At 41.6% G+C, this 19594-nt stretch carries 24 protein-coding genes, 1 tRNA gene and 1 pseudogene; 3 read left to right on the top strand and 23 right to left on the bottom strand.

Translation table 11 applies throughout. The features are described from left to right. Window positions 1-14: 14 nt before the first annotated feature. Together KFQ09_RS14575 and betB are read right to left on the bottom strand one after the other, a co-directional pair. Complete coding sequence (locus KFQ09_RS14575; RefSeq protein WP_008344050.1) at window positions 15-1223, bottom strand: choline dehydrogenase; 1209 nt, start codon at window positions 1221-1223, stop codon at window positions 15-17. Between the two features lie 27 nt (window positions 1224-1250). Then, window positions 1251-2720 (bottom strand): betaine-aldehyde dehydrogenase, encoded by a 1470-nt coding sequence (betB, locus tag KFQ09_RS14570; RefSeq protein ID WP_008344052.1) that lies wholly within the window; start codon window positions 2718-2720, stop codon window positions 1251-1253. A gap of 206 nt (window positions 2721-2926) precedes the next feature. Between betB and KFQ09_RS14565 the strand changes: the two genes are divergently transcribed. Both KFQ09_RS14565 and KFQ09_RS14560 read left to right on the top strand, forming a co-directional pair. Further along, a complete protein-coding gene (locus tag KFQ09_RS14565) occupies window positions 2927-3484 on the top strand; it encodes a transcriptional regulator GbsR (RefSeq protein WP_035389194.1) in 558 nt (185 codons plus the stop codon). Window positions 3485-3556: 72 nt separating this feature from the next. Continuing rightward, window positions 3557-3629: transfer RNA gene (locus KFQ09_RS14560), tRNA-Ala, on the top strand. 59 nt (window positions 3630-3688) lie between these two features. On the opposite strand, the gene KFQ09_RS14555 is transcribed toward KFQ09_RS14560, so the two are convergent. The 19 genes and pseudogenes from KFQ09_RS14555 to KFQ09_RS19600 form a co-directional block, all read right to left on the bottom strand. Then, window positions 3689-4135: a hypothetical protein gene (locus KFQ09_RS14555; protein ID WP_008344056.1), complete on the bottom strand. Its 447-nt coding sequence runs from the start codon at window positions 4133-4135 to the stop codon at window positions 3689-3691. Between the two features lie 102 nt (window positions 4136-4237). Continuing rightward, window positions 4238-5060, bottom strand: a pseudogene (locus KFQ09_RS14550) (N-acetylmuramoyl-L-alanine amidase). A 19-nt stretch (window positions 5061-5079) separates the two neighbouring features. After that, window positions 5080-5343 (bottom strand): phage holin, encoded by a 264-nt coding sequence (locus KFQ09_RS14545; protein ID WP_116306105.1) that lies wholly within the window; start codon window positions 5341-5343, stop codon window positions 5080-5082. A 12-nt stretch (window positions 5344-5355) separates the two neighbouring features. Further along, a complete protein-coding gene (locus tag KFQ09_RS14540; protein WP_017367922.1) occupies window positions 5356-5568 on the bottom strand; it encodes a BhlA/UviB family holin-like peptide in 213 nt (70 codons plus the stop codon). Window positions 5569-5604: 36 nt separating this feature from the next. Further along, entirely contained in the window at window positions 5605-5745 is a 141-nt protein-coding gene (locus KFQ09_RS14535; protein ID WP_039170001.1) for an XkdX family protein, read from the bottom strand. Continuing rightward, window positions 5745-6065 (bottom strand): heme oxygenase-like domain-containing protein, encoded by a 321-nt coding sequence (locus KFQ09_RS14530; RefSeq protein WP_019743387.1) that lies wholly within the window; start codon window positions 6063-6065, stop codon window positions 5745-5747. The genes KFQ09_RS14535 and KFQ09_RS14530 overlap by 1 nt, the downstream gene beginning before the upstream one ends. A 13-nt stretch (window positions 6066-6078) precedes the next feature. After that, window positions 6079-7398: a hypothetical protein gene (locus KFQ09_RS14525; RefSeq protein ID WP_255835783.1), complete on the bottom strand. Its 1320-nt coding sequence runs from the start codon at window positions 7396-7398 to the stop codon at window positions 6079-6081. Window positions 7399-7497: 99 nt separating this feature from the next. Further along, a complete protein-coding gene (locus KFQ09_RS14520) occupies window positions 7498-8628 on the bottom strand; it encodes a pyocin knob domain-containing protein (RefSeq protein ID WP_008344072.1) in 1131 nt (376 codons plus the stop codon). A gap of 7 nt (window positions 8629-8635) precedes the next feature. Then, the gene (locus KFQ09_RS14515) at window positions 8636-8809 is read right to left on the bottom strand and encodes a phage portal protein (RefSeq protein WP_017359001.1); all 174 of its coding nucleotides are present in this window, start codon (window positions 8807-8809) and stop codon (window positions 8636-8638) included. After that, window positions 8806-9135, bottom strand: coding sequence for an XkdW family protein (locus KFQ09_RS14510; RefSeq protein WP_008344076.1), 330 nt, complete (start codon window positions 9133-9135; stop codon window positions 8806-8808). The genes KFQ09_RS14515 and KFQ09_RS14510 overlap by 4 nt, the downstream gene beginning before the upstream one ends. Window positions 9136-9145: 10 nt before the next feature. After that, window positions 9146-10024 carry a hypothetical protein gene (locus KFQ09_RS14505; protein WP_008344078.1) on the bottom strand — a complete coding sequence of 293 codons (879 nt, stop codon included), beginning with the start codon at window positions 10022-10024 and terminating at the stop codon, window positions 9146-9148. A gap of 15 nt (window positions 10025-10039) precedes the next feature. Beyond that, window positions 10040-10423, bottom strand: coding sequence for a phage tail-collar fiber domain-containing protein (locus KFQ09_RS14500; protein ID WP_008344081.1), 384 nt, complete (start codon window positions 10421-10423; stop codon window positions 10040-10042). Window positions 10424-10434: 11 nt separating this feature from the next. Next, on the bottom strand, window positions 10435-11358 hold the full coding sequence (locus tag KFQ09_RS14495; protein ID WP_008344083.1) for a YmfQ family protein: 924 nt from the start codon (window positions 11356-11358) through the stop codon (window positions 10435-10437). Continuing rightward, complete coding sequence (locus KFQ09_RS14490) at window positions 11345-12391, bottom strand: baseplate J/gp47 family protein (protein WP_008344084.1); 1047 nt, start codon at window positions 12389-12391, stop codon at window positions 11345-11347. Before KFQ09_RS14490 ends, KFQ09_RS14495 begins: the two co-directional genes overlap by 14 nt. Continuing rightward, complete coding sequence (locus KFQ09_RS14485; protein WP_008344087.1) at window positions 12384-12806, bottom strand: DUF2634 domain-containing protein; 423 nt, start codon at window positions 12804-12806, stop codon at window positions 12384-12386. Before KFQ09_RS14485 ends, KFQ09_RS14490 begins: the two co-directional genes overlap by 8 nt. Before the next feature lie 14 nt (window positions 12807-12820). Then, complete coding sequence (locus KFQ09_RS14480; RefSeq protein WP_017358996.1) at window positions 12821-13087, bottom strand: DUF2577 family protein; 267 nt, start codon at window positions 13085-13087, stop codon at window positions 12821-12823. Next, a complete protein-coding gene (locus KFQ09_RS14475) occupies window positions 13084-14094 on the bottom strand; it encodes an XkdQ/YqbQ family protein (protein ID WP_052320655.1) in 1011 nt (336 codons plus the stop codon). Before KFQ09_RS14475 ends, KFQ09_RS14480 begins: the two co-directional genes overlap by 4 nt. A gap of 11 nt (window positions 14095-14105) precedes the next feature. Further along, complete coding sequence (locus tag KFQ09_RS14470; RefSeq protein ID WP_008344093.1) at window positions 14106-14774, bottom strand: LysM peptidoglycan-binding domain-containing protein; 669 nt, start codon at window positions 14772-14774, stop codon at window positions 14106-14108. Continuing rightward, the gene (locus tag KFQ09_RS19600; protein ID WP_370648333.1) at window positions 14767-15420 is read right to left on the bottom strand and encodes a lytic transglycosylase domain-containing protein; all 654 of its coding nucleotides are present in this window, start codon (window positions 15418-15420) and stop codon (window positions 14767-14769) included. The genes KFQ09_RS14470 and KFQ09_RS19600 overlap by 8 nt, the downstream gene beginning before the upstream one ends. A gap of 2356 nt (window positions 15421-17776) precedes the next feature. Here KFQ09_RS19600 and KFQ09_RS19595 point away from each other — a divergent pair. Beyond that, window positions 17777-17923, top strand: a complete 147-nt coding sequence (locus tag KFQ09_RS19595; RefSeq protein WP_224559374.1) for a YMGG-like glycine zipper-containing protein — start codon at window positions 17777-17779, stop codon at window positions 17921-17923. 921 nt (window positions 17924-18844) lie between these two features. Here KFQ09_RS19595 and KFQ09_RS14460 read toward each other — a convergent pair. Both KFQ09_RS14460 and KFQ09_RS14455 read right to left on the bottom strand, forming a co-directional pair. Continuing rightward, window positions 18845-18982: a hypothetical protein gene (locus tag KFQ09_RS14460; protein ID WP_008344097.1), complete on the bottom strand. Its 138-nt coding sequence runs from the start codon at window positions 18980-18982 to the stop codon at window positions 18845-18847. A gap of 41 nt (window positions 18983-19023) precedes the next feature. Next, a complete protein-coding gene (locus KFQ09_RS14455) occupies window positions 19024-19464 on the bottom strand; it encodes a phage tail assembly chaperone (RefSeq protein ID WP_008344099.1) in 441 nt (146 codons plus the stop codon). Between the last annotated feature and the right edge of the window lie 130 nt (window positions 19465-19594).

Genomic DNA, 19594 nt, shown 5'->3' with positions numbered 1-19594 from the left:
GCCTTTTTTCATTGTTACACTGTTTTAGGTGTTAAATCAAAGCAGCGAGCGTAAATCCAGTTGTATGCTTTTTCGTTCAGGTCTCTTGGGTTTCCAACGGTTTGCGGATCTTTCATTGCTTCTTTAGATAAACGGTCGATCATATCTTTTGGTACACCTTGTTCTTCTAATGAAGGAACTTCTAGGTCTTCCACTAAATCATACATCCAATTCACTGCTGCTTTTGCAGCTTCCTCTGTTGTCATTCTGCTTGTATCAATACCGAATGCTTGCGCAATCCGGGCGAATTTCTCTGGGTACCCTTTCCAGTTATATTCCATGACAGGTCCCATCATTGCCGCTACACATTGACCATGTGCGACTGGAATAATGCCCCCAAGCGTTTGGCTCATCGCATGGGCTGCGCCAGCTGATTCACTGCCATAGGAAAGTCCGGCAAGCATCGCAGCTTGTGCCATGCCATATCTTGCTTCCAAATCCTCTCCATCGGCAAAGGCACGGCGAATATAATGAGCAGCATATTCAATGGCCATGAGCGCTACCGCATCTGTAATTGGCTGAGCAAACTTCATCGTATAGCATTCGATCGCGTGCGCAAGCGCATCGATACCCGTCATTGCCGTCACATGCGGCGGCATAGATACATGAAGCTCAGGATCAATCACTGTTAGGTGAGCTGCAATGAGCGGTCCACCTGTGTTGAATTTAAATTCCCTTTCTTCGTCAGTGATCACTGCCCACTGCGTGACCTCTGAACCTGTACCAGCCGTTGTCGGAATTGTGGTTAACGGAGGGATTCTATTTTCAAGCGGTTTTTTCCCCTCAGCCGCTTCGTAATCAAGAACTGATCCTTCATGAGTCGCTTCCACACCGATAGCCTTCGCTGTATCCATTGAGCTTCCGCCGCCTACTGCGACTAAACCATTACAGCCTTCTTTTTCATATAACGCAGATCCTTCATTCACTAAACGGACTGGTGGGTTTGGCTCTACTTTATTAAATAGAACCACATCAACTTGTGCTTCTTTTAATGAAGCAATCACTGGATCTACAACACCTGCTTGATAAATACCAGGATCTGTGACAAGCAATACCTTTGAAACGCCGTATGCTTTCACTTCTTCCCCAACATGTTTCACTGCCCCAATGCCATGCTTGATGACAGTCGGAATTTCAAACGTATGGAATTTTTGCATGCTTTCAATTTTCATATTTAAAGTCATATAGAATCTCCTCCAGATAAGTGATATTTATTTAAACCAATGAACCGCTTCTGGTTTTGTATTTCGATATAAATGTTTTAGTTCCGTATATTCTTCAAGGCCCGTACGTCCTAATTCACGTCCAAGACCTGATTGTTTATACCCGCCCCACGGTGCTTGGGCAAAATAAGGATGGAAGTCGTTGATCCATACCGTGCCTAATCTTAATTGACGAGCCACTCGTTCGGCTTTGCCGATATCAGAAGACCACACCGCTCCTGCTAAACCATAAATCGTGTCATTTGCCAGCTCGATGACTTCTTCCTCTGATCGGAAGGATTCGACAGTGAGGACTGGTCCAAACACTTCTTCCTGTACAATTCGCATGTCTGATGTACAGCCTGAGAAAATCGTCGGCAAGTAGAAGAACCCTTTTTGAAGCTCCTCTGCTTCAGGTCGTTTCCCACCTGTTTCTAATGTTGCGCCTTCGTCTAAACCGATGCTGACGTATTTTTCTACTTTTTCTCGATGCTCAGCTGAGATGAGCGGTCCGCTCTGGGTTCCTTCATCAAAGCCGTTGCCTAGCTTGATTTTTTTCGTACGCTTCACCAGTTCTTCTAAAAATTCATCATGAATAGATTCTTCCACTAACAAGCGTGAACCTGCTGAACACACTTGCCCTGCATGGAAAAACACAGCATTCATTGCCTGGTCAACCGCTACGTCTAAATCAGCATCTTGAAAGACGATATTCGGGTTTTTCCCGCCGAGCTCAAGGGCGATTTTCTTCACATTCCCGCTGGCTCCCTGCATGATTTTCTTACCTGTTTCAATACCGCCTGTGAATGAAATTAAATCGACTTGGTCATTGACAGCCAGCTCATCTCCAACAGTTGCTCCAGGTCCAAGTACTAAGTTGGCAACGCCTGCTGGAACACCCGCTTCTTCCATAAGTTTGAAAACTTTGATCGTGGTTAATGGTGTAATTTCACTTGGCTTTAGTACGATTGTATTTCCAGCTGCAAGTGCAGGAGCGATTTTCCAGCTCGCTTGAAGCAATGGATAGTTCCAAGGAGTGATTTGACCGCATACACCGACAGGTTCTCGGACTAATTCACTTTTTGAGTTTGGAATAGGCGATGCAATGATTTCCCCGCCATCCTTATCAGCAAGCCCCGCATAATATTGGAACACGTTCGCAATATCGTCCATATCCGCTTTGCTTTCTTCTAATGTTTTGCCGGTATCAAGTGATTCTAATTTGGCTAATTCATCTAGGTCTCGCCTAATCAATTCAGCAATTTTAAACACAATATTTCCTCTTTCAAGTCCAGGCATGTTTGCCCAATCACCTTGATCGAAGGTTTTTCTCGCTGCCTTAATGGCTAACTGCGCGTCATTTCTTGATCCTTCACTGACTGTCGCGATCACTTCTTGATTAAATGGATTGATGATATCTCTTGTGTCGCCACTCTTAGCGCCAACCCATTGTCCATCGATAAATAGTGTTTGACTCATAGAAGGAACCTCCTCTGATTCTCTTTGGTAAGTTTGTTAAATAAAAATTTAACGTTTTGAACATAATTAACTTAACATGTTCAAATTTTTCTGTCAAAGGGGGATATGCTTCTTTTATTTTGACATTTTGCATTCTTTCGTTAACATATAGTCCATAAAGATTTTTTTGAACGTATTGAATTCACTTAATAGAAAGCAGGGACAAGATGAAAAAGCAGGAACAGCCACAAGCAGAAGAACGCATTTTAGCTGCTAAAGATCTCGTCATTGATTCCATCGCTGAAACAATGGATCTCTATGGCATTACTAGAAGTGCGGGTATTCTATATGGGACGATGTATTTAAATGAGGAAATGACGCTGGATGAAATGCGTGAAGAGCTGCAAATGAGTAAACCTAGTATGAGTACGGGTGTGAAAAAACTGCAAGACATGAATATTGTCAAAAAGACCTTTCACCGTGGCCGAAGAAAACACAGCTTTGTTGCTGAGAAAGACTTTTTTAAGTTTTTCATGAACTTCTTCCCGCAAAAATGGGAACGAGAGGTTGAGGTCAATCTAGCAGCGATTGAAGAAGCGCAAGAACGCCTTCAAGATGTAGCTCGTGATGATCAGGCGGAGGAACATGAAAGAGAGGAAGCGAAACAGCTCATTGAACAGCTTGAAAGCTCAAAAGCCTATTATGACTGGCTTAGACGATTAGCCCACTCGGTTCATTCGGGAGACATCTTTGACTATATTCCGATTGATCAGAAAGAAAAATAGCCGGGGTGTTTGTGTTTTACAGCTTGAATTTTACAGGAGGATTGATTATAATAAGTTATGTCGTAATACTTCGGGGCATTAGCTCAGCTGGGAGAGCGCTACGCTGGCAGCGTAGAGGTCAGCGGTTCGATCCCGCTATGCTCCATTATCAAAAGCCTATCCAATGATGGATAGGCTTTTTCATTTGATTTTACTCATAAAAGCTTATTTGTCTGGTTCTTGAATTTGATAACCAAAGACTCCTTTTATCTCAACATCCCCACAGCCTTCTTTTTTGGTCAGTTTAATACCATGGGGTCTATAAATGTAGCGCCCACTTGATAAAATTCGGTCTGTTGCACTTAGATCATATTGGTTACCTGTATACTCTTTGACTGATGACGGAAAATCCGTTCCTGATAAGGATGTTCTGTAGAGTGTCACCTCTAGAGTACAACCCTCTGCATTTAGTATAGAAAATTGGTAGCCGTGAGTAGATGGATATTGTTCAGGATTATTTTGACCTCCTGGTACCCACAGATATTTTTCCTGTTCCGTCATGATGAAATCAACTTCTACTTCTCGATAAATGGTCTTAGCTGCAACCTTTTCCATATTAAAATGGAACATGACAATGAAACAAAGAGACATCATTACACATATCCGCTTCATACAACCCCTCCATTCATTTTTACCATTATACAACAAATAACGCCAAAAATGGTTTTATTTTACTTTTTTATAATAGATAAGGGTTGATTCATTCCATATGTGTTAACTTTCTATGACCTTTCTTAATGTTTCTTTGGTCTTTGGACCATATATGCCATCTGGGGTTAACCCATGCATCATTTGAAATCGAGACACTGCATTCGCAGTCTTGGGTCCGTAGTACCCATCGATTCCATTATTGATCGCTCCCTTATCAGGATAAAAATAAATCGATGCTAAGGCTTGTTGTACAGCTTTTACAGCTGACCCTTTTGTAAGAGGCTTCGTCACTTTTAAAACACCTGCAGGCAAACTGTATGTTTTTTTTGACCTTGTTGGTTTTAGATGTTGATCTCGTTGATATGGTTTTGATAGATGTTCCTTTCACAGGTTTAGCTGTTGTCATTTGACTGGTAGATGCTGATGCAATACCAGCTTTGAAGCCATCCCACCGATTTAACAGCTTACGCGGACACTCCTTCCCGCTCCAATGCTTATGTGGCACCACGTTAGATAAAGGAATTCCTAAATCCCCCATCAGTTTCCGAATAAGCCATTGGGCGTTTTTAACAGCCTGTTCAAAGTTAGCGCCTGCATTTTCACAAATTTCAATTCCAATTGATTTCAAATTGCCGGTTCCCCTGCCATCTCCTGCGTGCCAGCCATTTTCGTTTAAAGGTAAATGCTGATAAATGACCTGATCATCGACCGTGTAGTGCCAGCTAACCCCGGTACTTGCCCGAGCAACAAATGCTGCATGATTTGCCGCATCAGCCCCCCGTCCAGTGTTCGATGTATTATGCACCGTAATATAGAGCGGCTTCATCCTGTTTCCTGGTCTGTTGCGATTTTGTTTTGGGATGAGTGCTTGAATGATCTTCACCATATTGTTTCTCCTTTAAGAATTATTTTGTTAACCCTCTTTGTTTCAGGGCATCTTTTTGCAATTGACCTTTATAGGTCACATAATTATTTTTAAACCAAGCGATCATGGCAGTGACCATAGTGAAAATTGTGGAACCTGCCACATATAGTGCCTCTCCTACGGTTTGCACTTGCTCCTCGCTAATCGGCAGCACTGTTTGTCCAAACATGACAAGCGTTTGGTTGATAAGCGCAATAAAAAGAAGCACTGTGCGAATCACAGTGCCTTTGTCGAATGTTTTCATGATGTTTTCCTCCTATTTTAAATTCCGTTCAATTTTATCGAGCTTGTCGATCACGACGTCATACTTCTCACTAAACTTTGCTAACACATCATTTTGCGCCTCGATTTGCTCATTGAGTTTGTTTTCTCGTTCTTTTGTTGTGTTGAGAACATAAAACAGAATCCAGCAAAAAAGAACGGCGAATGGGCCTTGTGTCATTAAGTTTTGAACGACATCTACTTCCATTGGAATCACCTTCTTTCCGGCAAAAAAATAAAGCCATTAGGCTTTGTATATTTCTCCAGTTATATTTTGATAGTCTTCTGCCGAGATCCAGCCAATGCTTACATAAAATGCAATGTCCTCTGGGCCGTAACACTGCCAGTCCCAGAATTGTTTGATATCCGCTACAGTTGGAAACATCAATCTGAAGCACCTACTTTTTGCATAGCTAATAGCTGCGTTAATTGTTTTGATAACAAAGCATTTTGTTTCTTTAAAAGTTCTATATCACTTGGCGGGAGAAGGGCCGGTTTTAAGCTGTCTATATACTCTTGGGTCGCTGATTCATACCATTGTTGTTTTTTCACATCAAATGCAGCCTTATAAAAAGAAGGATTATTGGGTGGTGCAATTGTTGTGCATTGCTCTGGAATAATATAATTTCCTTCATCATCCCTTTCGAACACTTCGATAGGTCTGATCAATTCATTTTGCTGATTGTATTCATAGGCTTGTATCATTTGTATCACTTCCTTAATTTAATGGAACAACCATGTCTAAATAGTAGCCAGTTACTGCACTGTTATTCACTGCATGTAAACCAGTTAGTTTTAGCTCTCCTGTATTATAGATATATAATTTACTATGACCCGTTGTACCTGATACCAGAACTGATACTACTATTCCTTTATCTGGTAAACGATCAGCTGGAATCCATCCAAAAATAACTTCTCTATTTGCTTTTAGGTGGCCTCTCAGCAATAATAAATTTCCCCATTTCACATATTCAACTGGTCTATCCCCTATAGAAGAGCTTTTGTCTAAGGTAACACTAAGCCACGAGACATTTTCAAACTCAGTATTGGTCATTAGCTGTTTCCAGCCTCTGAAAATACCATCTGTATGAGTAGTTCCGTACCAATGGCTATTATCGTAGCTTCGACTCACATGAAATGTTTTGCGATTATTTCCCGTTTCTAAAATATCTACATTAAACCACGAGGCATCGGTCGTCGTTGGCATATTCACTGCATTCGTTCCAGAGACATAATAAAAACCAGAGGGCAAGGTGAGTATATCTGTGCCAGTTGGAATAAGCATTCTAGTTCCATTTGCATTTAATAATGGATGATCGTTCAGCCTCTTCCACCCGCTCCATTCTTGCTGAGTGCCCGTGACATCAGTCGTTGATCGATTGATGTACATATCACCTGTATTATTTGCCCCTATAATCCAGCCATAGGTATTTTCACTAAAAACAGATAAGGCTCTCATAGAACTTCTTGTTGGCAGATCAGGGTGTGCTTCATGGATATACCACGAATGGACGCCTGGTAATTTTGTGAGCTTATCTAAAATACTAGGATCATTTGCATTAATTCTTTCGTAAGCCCTTCCGTCATCAGCAGTAATTTTAGATAATTGTCCTGCATCCCATTTATTTCTTTCATTTTGAGTAGGTAATTGAAGCCAGTTGATTCCGACATCATTCACATGATAGGAAAAACAAAATGCGTTGCCCGATGTATCAATTGCAATTCCTACACCGATGTTATTTTGACCTACTAACTGAAAGCCTCTTAAAGCCGCATTCCCGATTGCGGGAGAATCGACTACTCCAGAACCTCCTGGCGCATAAAATGAACAGGCACCTAAAGATTTAATTCCATTATAAATACTCCCGCCAGCAGGGATATTAACCAACTGGGCCCCGTTATCATTCGTCATTTTATAGAGCTGGGATTGATTCCATTTCTGCTTTTCTGTTTCAGCTGCATGAGATGTTGTGTCATTTTTGTGTTGATTGATTTGGTCCAATAGTCCAGCATCATTTTCAAGAATTACTTTAACCATGTTATTAAACAGTTCCGCATGGGCTTTGTCACTGGTTTTGAAAATACGAGGTGTCTTTATCTCCATCAGATTCTCCTTTCACCTTTCAGTTTTATTACATTATCTTGTACTGAACTTAAAACCAAATGTAATAAACTCAGTGGGATTGGCATTATTTGAAGAAGACTGCACACATACATTTCCATTCTTATCTATTAATGTACGATGAAATTGAGGTACTCCTGGTGTCCCTATACTTGAAGCAACTCCTATAAAATGCATCGCTTGCTGCGGCCGATATGGTGCAGGCAAGTTAAACACTGGATTATTTCCTAAAATCCCACCTTTTATCGCACCTACGATCTCGACTTCCCCTAAGAGATTCTTTCGATATTTAACTGGTAAATTAACAGGATCATATTCTTGCCAGTTGCCTTTAATTTCTTTAGGTGTTTCCCAAGCACCATCTAATAAATCGGAAAGCGTTATTTGCTTCTCCCAAGGTGTCCATGATTCTGCATTGTGTTTAAGAACTCTAAAGTAGGTGTTCTTCCCATAAACAGATTCATAAGCTATTTGAACTAATGTATTGCCATAACTCATGACCAATAAAAACACTCGATTCAAGGAAGAAGAGGGACCGTTTACTCCTGTATTATATATGAGATACATCCCTGTCTCAGTAAGGGTATTGTAGTCTGTCTCGCTAGAAAATCCATGATAAAAGGGCTTTCCATTATCTTGAGTGATTTTTACTAATTGACCGTTATCCCACCTGTTTCTATCGCTTTCTGTAGGCAGCTTTGTCCAAGTAATCGATGTATGACCGGTCTGATAATAAAAGGAATAAGCAATCCCAGAACTATCCACCGCAAAGCCAGTGCCGATATTTTCTTGTCCTACTGTCTGCAGTCCCCTGATTGAAACATTCGATGAAGCCGGGGAATCCTCCACACCAGCAGCTGCATAAAATGTACAAGTTCCTTTATCTTTTATCGCATCAAATATTCTTCCGTCAGTTGACACATTGATCAGCTGTCTTCCACTATCTGCTGTGATTTTATAGCTCTGTGAATCATTCCATTTTTTCTTTTCTATTTCAGATGCGTGTACTTTCGCATCATTTGTATGTTTTAAGAACTGCTCTATTAATCTATGATCATTTTCAAGAAGTACTTTGACCATGTCATTAAACAAATCAGCATGTGCTTTATCATTTACTTCAAAAGGCTTTGGTTCTTTTACTTCCATTCAATTTTCACTCCCTTTCTTTGATGCTTGGTGCCATTTCTTTCAGCTGCTCTAGAGTAAGAATTCTTTGCTCATATCCTTCATTTAAATCTTCCATTGAACAATCACCTAGTTCGACTGCTTGTTTGACCAATTCAGGGGTCACCCATTTAAAATATAATGCCATTACCCAATAATTCATGATTCACTATCTCCTTTAAATAAAAGGATCTCATTTTTTAGCTTCTTTAGTTCGCTTGTTAAATGATCACATTGATGTTCAAGCTGTTTTCTCATTAGCTTTTCTTTAGCTACTTCTTGTGCTAGATAATCTAGCGGCAGAGGTGGTTGATATCTTGGATTGATTTGACATTCCTCCCACCATTCTTTCAATTCTTCTACCGTTGGCTCGGGCACATCTAGATGCCACTCGTTTATATACGAACCGTCTCCGTCATTTCTAAGTTCAAAATCTTTTTGCGGGTCTGCATCGGGGTATTTATACTTAATGGCTTCATATAAAATCATCAGAATCCTCCTATACTCTCGGGAAATTTCGTCCGCCTATTTCTGTAATGTCGAAATAGTTGTACCAGCCTGAATTTTCCGACACATATCGACTAACGTCTCCGTCATACCCTACATATAGGTACATTTCTAAATAGTCTCCCTTATTCGCTGGCACATTGGCAGCACCATAAAGCCCGGTACTTAAGCTCAATGTATCAGATGGGCTTGCAGGACTTTGTCTATGGTGAGCAATATTTTTATATCTTTTTCCATTCAAATAGATCGATAATTCAAAGTTCGCGTATCGTTGAAAGCTTTCAATATAAACACCTGCATTCACTGAATACATTCCGTTTTCAGGGCAGATGAACCGATTATTTTTGATATCAAAATTGTTATGACTGTCTTTAATTTTTCGATTAAAAAGGACTTTTTGATACTCTCCTTTGGTTAATAACTGCTTTCCAGTTGTACCTATATTGGCATGACAAAACCCTGAGATTTTGTGCCATTCAGTCCAGCCAGACCCCGTCCACCAGTGACGACACCACGTACCTGTACTATCAAAATAGCTGCCTGCTTCGTTTCCAGTTCCATAGTAATATTGAATAAATCGAAAGTTACTATATTTTTCATTTTTCACAAAGCCAAATCTCGTAGGATAACCGGTATCATTCGCTTGTCCAATATCCATAAACGTAATACCTATTGGATATTCCTCGCCGCTGACTGATGCATCTTGAATGGCTTGATCGCCTGTTAATTTGAATAAACTTTCATTCGTGATCCCTGCTATTTGTTGACTGAGCGCATTGTCATTCTCCACAAGTGTGTTGACCATCCGGTTAAATAAGTTGGCATGGGCTTTGTCAGAGGTTTCAAACGGTAAAGGTGATTTTATGTCCACTTCTTTTCCCCTCCATTAATAAATATCATCAATCTCAAAAACAAATTCGATGTCGCCGTCTTTTTGTTTGTCTGTCATGGTTCGGATGGCGGTGAATTTGCCCGCTTCGTCGACAAGGGCTAGTTCATTGATGACTTCGCCTGCGAGTTCTCCTTCAGCGATGGTGCAGGTGTAGCGGATTTTTGCCGGTTCCATGAAGGTAAACGAGTCAATATTTTTTTGAATCAGTTCTTTTTTGAGTGCTTGTTCGGTTCCGTCAAGAGAGATTGGTTTTCCATCCTTTGTTCCTCCACTTCCGAACGCCATTTTGACGACTTTTGTGAGTTTTGTTCCTTCTGCTCGTGCCTTTGCCATTTGTTGACGTGCATATAGTGTGGTTACGGTTAATTGATCAGCCATTGTGATCCTCCTTATAGGTCTATTTTTTTAGAAGTTGCTGCTAGCATTTTTGATCCATCAAGCGGAATGGATCCATCGAGAATCCAATAATGCTCCTTGATCAGTAAACTGCCGTCTTGTTCATTTTGAACATGTACCGGTAAGCGGAACGTCATCCTCTTTTTCATTTGATGTGAAAGCTGGTTCTTTGCGCGCAAAGTCAGCGTAGCTGCTTGCTTCGTTTCATGCGATGCTCCAGTCATGACATAATTCAGACGATATGCTGTTTCTTTCTCTTGTTGAAGCAGCATTCTCATCTTTAATGAATGCCGAAAGCGAGCAGGGACCTCCGTAGTACCTCGTATCCCGCTGAGATAGAACGTTCCATTTAATACGAATTCACCATTGAGTAAAATTGGAATATGATCGAAAAAGCCCACTCTGCTTCGCAGTGTGAGCCGCTGGTGATGATCATTTGTTTCATGAACATCGGTATGATGAATGGCGGTGAACGTATACGCCAAATGTGCTGGCTTTAACGTTTCGAGTATTTCGACGATATATCTTGTGTTTTGCAGGTCATCTAGGTTGACACGCAATGCAAAATGATAACGGTTGACTGTAAGACGGATGATCGCACTTGGATTTTTAAGAAATCGATTCACAGATTTCTCTAATGAAAGATACGTAATTGGTGGAATGTTCGACATCATATTAAGTAATCGCGCTCTGCGCAGCTCAATCGAATCATCTGACTCTCGCTGCACCTTGAGCATTCTTTCCCACCGATTCAATCCCCACGTCGCTGTTAAAGGGAAAAATTGATCCGTTACATCAAAAATGGATTCATCCAATTGTTCAAACTCTGGCGCCTCCGTTTTTAGTAAATGATCCACATCATAAATCTCTGTGAAATAAGGCGGCAAGTAGTTTTTCATTTCATCAAGTTTGCTCAATAACCTTCACCTGCCTCAGACGTGGTATCTCAATGTCCTGTAATACTAAGTTTTTTGACTCCCCATTCAATAAGACGTTTGCATAATCGGACACACTCTCTGAATGGTACAAAATATCATTTAAAGCGGACATTCGAATCGTACTTTTTTCAAATGCGATTGATTTTAACAGTGCTTTGACCTTTTCTTCTATTTCTTTTTGCGCACCCTCAAGTGTCCAGTCCATCTGAAGTTCGACGGACACTTCTACGTCAATATCCAGCCACTTGGCGCTTTCCACAGTTGCTTTTGAGCCAATAGGAGCTTGCCCTTCTCCTTCTCCCGGTACAGGATCGATATACTCCTGGACCCTTTTGACAAGAAGCTCAGATGCTACATCTAGATTGCCATCTGTGATGACAATTTTGACCGTTCCCTCTCCATTCCATAGCGGGAAAACTTTCGCTCTGCCGACACCAACCACTTCCTCGGCCCACTTTTTGTAATGTGCTCTGTTGGCACTGACAGCCTCTCGCCTTGCGCGTATTAAATACCGATCGTATAATGACGCATCATCTTCTTCCTCTTGCCCTGGTATCACCAATTCCTTCATGATCATCGACTCTAGACCTGGAATGGTATCAAGCGATAGCAGCGGCTGACCTGTTAATTGCCCATTGCCGGCTGTACCAGTTGTCTCGCATTCTAGTGTACCGTCCTTTGAAAATTGAAAATAAACGTCTTCAATAAAGAATCTTGATCCTGCTGGAATGTTTACGTTCTCTGGTTGAATGGTTACGGACCACACCGCTTTGGTGGCTGGCTTTCGTTCAATCCCTACTTCTGCCGCTCGGCGATCTAAAAATTCCCCCTGTGCTGTATCAGCAAAGACAAGCTCAAACACTTGATCAAGCCAAATATACGACTGAGCCAGTTCAGCAGCAGCAGGCGCCAAGGCATTCCAAATGACGCTGTTTTCTCTTTTATCTATGTCATCTGGCAGCCTGTCCAGCATTCTTTCCATCAACGCCTCATACGTTTGCTCCTCAAACATCTCCCTCCATCACCTCCTCTATTTCTAATGTGCCTTCATCTGTGACAATGGTTAGTTTGACTTGAAAGGCATCATTTTGCTTCGTGACCTCTATCTCTTCAATATGATCAATCCGCTCATCAACGACCAATGCTTCTTCAAGCAATCTTGGAATCTCCATTTCTTTGTATTCATCAGTTGCTTCAGTATCAGTCAATAGCTCCTGAATTTCAGTGCCAATATCGTGACTGTAAATGGGATGTGCATAGCGCTCTGTTCGCAATGTCATATAAATAAATTGACGGATCGATTCAATGCCTGTAATGGCTTCATTTGTCAGCCTGCCATTTTCAAAATCTATGCGATACGTCGTCGAGGTTTCTACCTCTTCATCTTCCTCTGTTTCCTCGATTTCTTCCTCTGGTGAAAGTGCCACGTTCATCACCTCCCTTACAATTTGTCGATGATGTAAAAGGACTGCCCTCCTGCCATTGCAAGTACCATAATGCTGTCTCCCCTTTTCAACTCATCATCCTCACCCTTATTTAAGCGTTTAGGCCAAATAAGCAGTTCTTCCGGAATGATCAGCTTACTGTTTTCATTTAATCGGATGTGAAGAGGCGAAGCCATTGTGACCTCTCCAATCACCAGATCAATTGGAGAAGCTGCATCTACTGCATTGACAGCGAGTCGTTTAATTGCTTCACTTAATCTCATGCTTGATCACCCTTTGGCATGGAATTTTTCTCAACGACGTCAATTGTCATGGTGTGCTTCACTCCATTGAATTCATGCTTGTCTTGATCGATCCAGTAGGTTTTTTTGATGTTGATTTCAGGGATTTTCAAATAGATTGGCAGACCGCTTTGCAGTTCAGGGATTCCGAGTGCTTGTATGCTTTTCACTTCTTGTTTGACGCCTTTTTTTTCAGCTAGGCGTACTTTCGCTCTTTTTTGAAGCTGCGGCTGGTTGATTTGACCTGTGACCGTCTCCACATGCTGTAAAATGCCGTACTGACTCTGACCCGCTTTGTCCTGTTCGATCACCACAATATCTGATTTGCTACCTTTTTTCTTATTCTTCCCCTGTTCGTCTACAGACGTGCGCATCTTCACACGTGTTGCTGTCTCTTCAATGGAGGTGCTGTACTGATAACCGATGAGGTTGACGCCTGATTCAATGACCCACACGTCCTCTGGATCGGGCCAAGCTCTCAGCCCCATCTTGCCTTTAGCAGAAAAAATTTGATAATTTCTACCGGTTTGCCGCTTCGTTTCCTTCAATGCTTTTAAAATGATGTCATATAAACTCGTGTCATTTTTAAAAACGAGAGACTTCATGACATGTCCTGTATTTGCGATGGATGTCATAGGAATTTGAAAGTCTGCCCCGATCCGCCTCAAAATTTGATCTGCCCGTTGATTTGAAAAAACATATACATCTTGGTTTTTCACTAAATATTGGAGCATATCGTATGCGGTAAAGGTCAGCTTTCCTTCAACAGGCGTCCTAGAAAACACGATGCCTCTGAACAGCTCTTTTCCTTTCCATTTAAAAAGAACCGTGTCTCCTTCTGAGACACGGTAATATGTTTGACTGCCTTGCTTTGTGATAATATTCGCCTGAATAGAGCGAGGGGCCTGATACCTTTGCCCCTGAAGTGTCACACTCTCTGTGACAAGCTCATACATCGTGCCGCTTCTGATGGCAAAAAGCTCAATCAATGTCAGCCCCCCTATTGTGGTATTTTCAATTTTTGCCCTGGAAAAATCCAATATCCCGGCTGTTTAATATTGAGTTTACTTCGTTTGATCATCGCTGCTTTATTGGCATTCCAAATACGCCGCCATTTTGTACTATCGCCATAAAAACGGCCTGAAATGGCCCACAGAGTATCTCCCTTTTTGACAGTGTACAATTTTGGTGGTGTTTTTGAGGGTCTTTTCTTTTTGGTTTGTTTTGCTTTTTTCTTTCGTTTGATTTTCCTAGGCGATGCGGTTTTATATTCCTTTAACTCGATCGTAAATTCACGATCCCCTATGTCATAAGACCCTTCCTTGTGTGTGAAGCTCTCAATGCTGCACGTCATATTGATTTTAGTCCCTGTCACAATCAGTCGCACAGACTTCTTTGAACGCATCATTCGTTCAATTTTCGCTATTGCATTCTCTGGTGATGGAATGCTTTTATATTCAGCAATTGGCGAATATTTCTTAGGAAATAATGAGGTGAATGATACTTGTTTAGCCGATGGTACATCAATAAAAGTCAGTTCTCCAAAGGAGGAGACCTTCACTGTTTCATTTTGTACATTATTTGTGATCTCAAGTTCGGATGGAAGCACAGGGAATCGCAACTTCTCCTTGCCTTGGGAAATCCACAATTGATACACTGATTTACCCATCGATCACGACCCCTTTCGTTCCTGTCTGAAGCTCTACTTCCAATTCGTCTACAAGCATTTGTCTAATTTTTTCGACAAGCGATTGCTGATCCTGTCCATTACGGAAATGCTGATCACCATTAAACTGGATGGTGATTTGTTTATTACCAGACGTTGTTGTATTCCCAGCTGACTGTGCTGAGGTAACTTGCTGCATCTGTGATTCTGGTAAAGGAGCAGATGCATTTGATGGATCATAGACTTGCATCCCAAGTGCCTTTGCTGCCTGCGTCAATAAATATCTCCCGCGAATGCCTCTTTCTTCTGGAATAATCCACTCGCGTTTGTTTCCTTCACCGACTCTAGCTACCTGCTCCTGAGTAATCAATCCGCCATTGGCGTAGCCTTTATAAGGACCGCCTCTTCTCATACTCCGTAATCCCGGTGTATTGAAGACTGTTCCATATCTGCCCTTAATGTAGTTAATGGCTGCTACGGCATTATGAATTGGGTTCCAAATATCATTCATGCCCTTGCCTTTATTAGAATGAAAGGTCGGCCCAATGGTTTGCATTAACCCTTTAGAAGGCGTTCCCTTCTTGGCGTTGGAATCCCACAAGTTGATGGCTTTCGGGTTACCATTTGATTCGTGCTGAGCGATTGTCATAAGACCTGGAAGCCAGCTCATCGATGTGCCAGTCGCCATCAGAGCTGCCATGAGCCATTGCTGAACACTAAGACCTGAAGCACCCATACCGCTGAACGCTCCGATTAATGAACCCGCTTGATTTTCAGCAAACTTTTTCACATCAACTGAATCGAGCCCTTTGACGACACCAATCGATGCGAATTTCCCTAGACTCATCATGACACGCGAAGGAGAATGAATGTCTAGTTCTTCTCTAAACGCCTGTTCCACTTTCTTCGCCATTTCTTTGGCAGCTTGTGTGACTTCACTTGCTTTTGAACGCATGCCGCTATTGAAGGCATCGATCATTCCTGAACCCCATCCTGGTGATTCTTGTTTGGCTTGCAGGAATGGTTGTTTGACGTGTTGGTCTACGTATTGGCTTGTGCCAATTGATGTGGCATTTTGACCTGTTGCAAAGCCACTAACAGTTCCAGAACCCCAAGTTGGTGATGCTGTCATCACTTGTTGGTATGGTGCTTTTACACGACTTTGCAAAAAGCTATCAGTTCCTGTTGGTGTCATTTGCTGGCCAGTAGCAAATGCCGATACCGTTTGTTGTCCGTACTTTCCTGAATCTGATGTCATTTGATTAAATGGCTGCTGAATGTTTTTTTGCTTCCATTGATCAAGTGAAACCACTTTTTGATTCAGCCCTTGTTCAAAATCATGATTAAATTGCTCACCTATGCTGGCAGATTGGATGTTTCCATTCATTGAAACCGTTCCACCAATTGAACCGGCAGAAGCAGTTGGAGCTGCTGGAGCATTTGGCGTTATTGGAGCTGGAGAGCTAGAAACTGGACTTGCTGCTCCGCTGCTGCTTGGCACAACAGACATTCCAAGATGAGAAGCAGCTTGTGCAAGCAACATCTTCCCACGGCCCCGGTTATTTTGAGTTGGAATGACAAATTCGTTACCCGCTTCACCAATCCATGATAAGGTAGGCTGGGTGATATAGCCGCCTGTTGCATTATTATCAGGTTTTTTCTTTCCAACGATCCAATTTATTACAACATCTACAATACCGCCTGCTTTTTCAAAAATCTTTTGAACCCAACCAAATGCTTTAGAAAAACCATCACTTATGGCACCTGCCACTTTTACGATCGGTGTCTGAATATTATCTTTAAACCATTTGGATAATCCATCCCATATATCTGTCACCACTTTATACGCTTCTTCAAACTTCTTCCCAATGCTATCTTTGATGGTTCCAACCGTTTCTACAAGCGGATTCCATACATTGTTCATAAACCAAGAGGATACTGCTCCAAAAATTGATTGAATGGTTTTCCACGCATTTGATAATGCTGTCCAAATCCCCGTAGCGACTGTGACAACTGTGCTGCTTAGCGGTGTCCACACATTCTCAATAAACCAGCCTGCTACTGCACTGAATGTTTCTTGTATCCACGTCCAGGCATTGACTAGACTTGACCAGATCGTGGTTGCTACCGTAACGACTGTGTCGCTTAGCGGTGTCCAAACGTTTTCAATAAACCAGCCCGCAACTGCACTGAATGTTTCTTGTATCCATGTCCATGCATTGACTAGATTTGACCAGATCGTGGTTGCTACCGTAATAACTGTATCGCTTAACGGTGTCCACACATTTTCGATAAACCAGCCCGCAACTGCACTGAATGTTTCTTGTATCCATGTCCATGCATTGACTAGACTTGACCAGATTGTGGTTGCTACTGTGCCAACCGTGCTGCTTAATGGTGTCCACACATTTTGTATAAACCAGTCCGCAACTGTAGACCACACTTCAACAATTTGATCTTTGATTTCAATGGCCTTTTGGCCAATCTTCTCAAATCCACCGCCATCAAACCATTTTCCAATTGTTTCACCGATAGATTCTCCACCCATACTTCCAGCGATGCCGCCTACTAAGCCGCCTATGGCTGTACCTACCCCTGGAACTACACTGCCAATAGCAGCACCTGCTGCAGCACCTGCCATTCCACCGGCGATTCCTCCTCCAGTCGCACCGATTTTTTCACCAGCATTCTCTTTTTTCATACCAATTAGATTTGTTGCACTAAGTACACTGCCTAGAATAGGTACTTTCTTTAATAATTTACCGCTCCCTTTACCGATATTTTTCAACGCATCCCCTAATTTACTTGGAGGTCTTCTATTCATTTCGGTTCTTGTTGTGGCATTTGGATTTCTAGGTTGTCTTGGTGATTGACCATTTCTATTTTTAGTTTTAGTAGATCCTCCCCTGCTTAAACCTCTTGCACAACAGGGACAACAACTATTGCGAAACAAACCTTTACCACCTCGCGGCTTAGATTTCTTATTGGGAGCTGAATTTGATGGTGTGGATGTTGGCGCTGTTGTTGGTGCCGTTGTTGGCGCTGTTGTTGGCGCTGTTGTTGGCGCTGTTGTTGGCGCTGTTGTTGGCGCTGTTGTTGGCGCTGTTGTTGGCGCTGTTGTTGGCGCTGGAGTGCTACTTCCATTCGATTGATCACCTGCACCAAAGAGACGATCTAATACATTGGTCACCAATTCATCTAGTTTTTTTTCAGGATTAAATTTAATCTTCTCTTTTATTCTTCCGATCACATCTTGCTTGTACTCTTCCATTTTATTTTCAACCCAAGGAAGTGCCTTTTCGTCCCAAAACTTTCTAGGACTTAATTTTTCTTTCACCTTGTCTGCAACATCACCTGCATATTTTTGAATTTCATTTAACCCTTTATTAGCAAGGCTCTGGAGCCAATCCTGTTTAGGTTCATCCGTTTTAACTGGCGGACTAACAGCCTCAGGTTCTTTTTTTATATTTTGTTCTTTCACAACTGACTCTGCCTGATCTCGTTTTTTCAACTTACTCTTTGCATTGTCTTGAACAGATACTCTGATTTCGTGTTTAGCCATTGTCAAGCTTTTGAGTGTCTTTTTGATTCGTTGAATGGCAGCGGTGGCTTGGTCAACCATGTTTAATCTCATATAGTATGTTCTGTTCATGAGCTGAAGGATTGATTTTTTGATCGATGACATTTTTCCTGACAACTGATCATTCAGTTTGAACGTCAGCAGGATTGGACTTGCTTGTGATTGTTTCAAGCGATCTATACTGGATTTAATGACATCTAGTCCTTTTGCTTGAATCGATATGACCATCTGTTTCGGTATCATGTTCAGCTGGTTTGTTAATGATTTGAGATCACGATAGATTCCTTGATCTAGCTTCATGGATAATACAGAAAACCTTCTCATCGATAAATTGAGGTTCCTTAGCTTCTTTTCATCCATTTCCAGGCTTATTTTCACCGGTTTTCTAAATGGCTTTAGCTGCTTCTCAAACGTTTGAAATCGTTTTTGAATGCGCAACAGCTTCTTTGATACTTTGTCTTCTAATTCAAATCGTGCAGTGAGCTTCGCCAGTTTATTTCCCTCCTTTCTTTGCTTCTTTTTCTAGCATGTCGAGTTTGTAGCTGATGAGTCCGAATAAGAATGCCTTAAATTGTCTTGGTGCTTCGTATAAATCGAGAAGTTCTGATGGGGAATAGTGAAGCTCATGCATGGCGTAATATAAAAACACCGCTTCCTTATCCCCATCTTTTATTAGTTTTTTGCTGCGTCTTCTAAATCTTCAATTTCGTCTTCAAATCCATTGATTTCAATCGCTTTGTTTAACCAGTTTGCGTATTCACCGCCGACAGATAAAACACGTTTTGCAACTTCAACTGGATCTTGTGTGCTGTAGGCTTCTCTTAATTCCTTTGAGCGGAAATCTGGATAAATCGTCGATTCAATGGCAATTCGTGCGTAGAAGCGCTGGCTGTCTAAGTCTTTCACACGGCCTCTGCCTTTGACATTTTTGAACGTGGTGTTTTCTTTTTCCAGTTCATCAATACGTTCCGTAGTAATCGCTTTGAAGACAAAAGGAATGACATTCCCTTTTTTATCAACAAAACGCTTAGAAATTGGTACTTTGACCTCTTCTGCTTCTACTGTTTGTCCTGGCATAAAAAATGAAAGATCAAATGTTTGTTTTTCGCTCATGTTTAAAAACTCCCTTTTGTTTGTTTTTTGAATACAAAAAAGCACATCCATTTTTGAATGTGCTTTCCAATCTTTTCATGTATAATATAACTCGTACAATTGAACGGCTTGCTCAAGGGTGTCTGGCTCA

Origin of the sequence: Bacillus sp. FS02, assembly GCF_024398395.1 — a bacterium.
GTDB classification, from domain to species: domain Bacteria; phylum Bacillota; class Bacilli; order Bacillales; family Bacillaceae; genus Bacillus; species Bacillus altitudinis.
The sequence above is the reverse complement of the archived record's forward strand: the minus strand, read 5'-3'. Positions and strand labels throughout refer to the sequence as shown.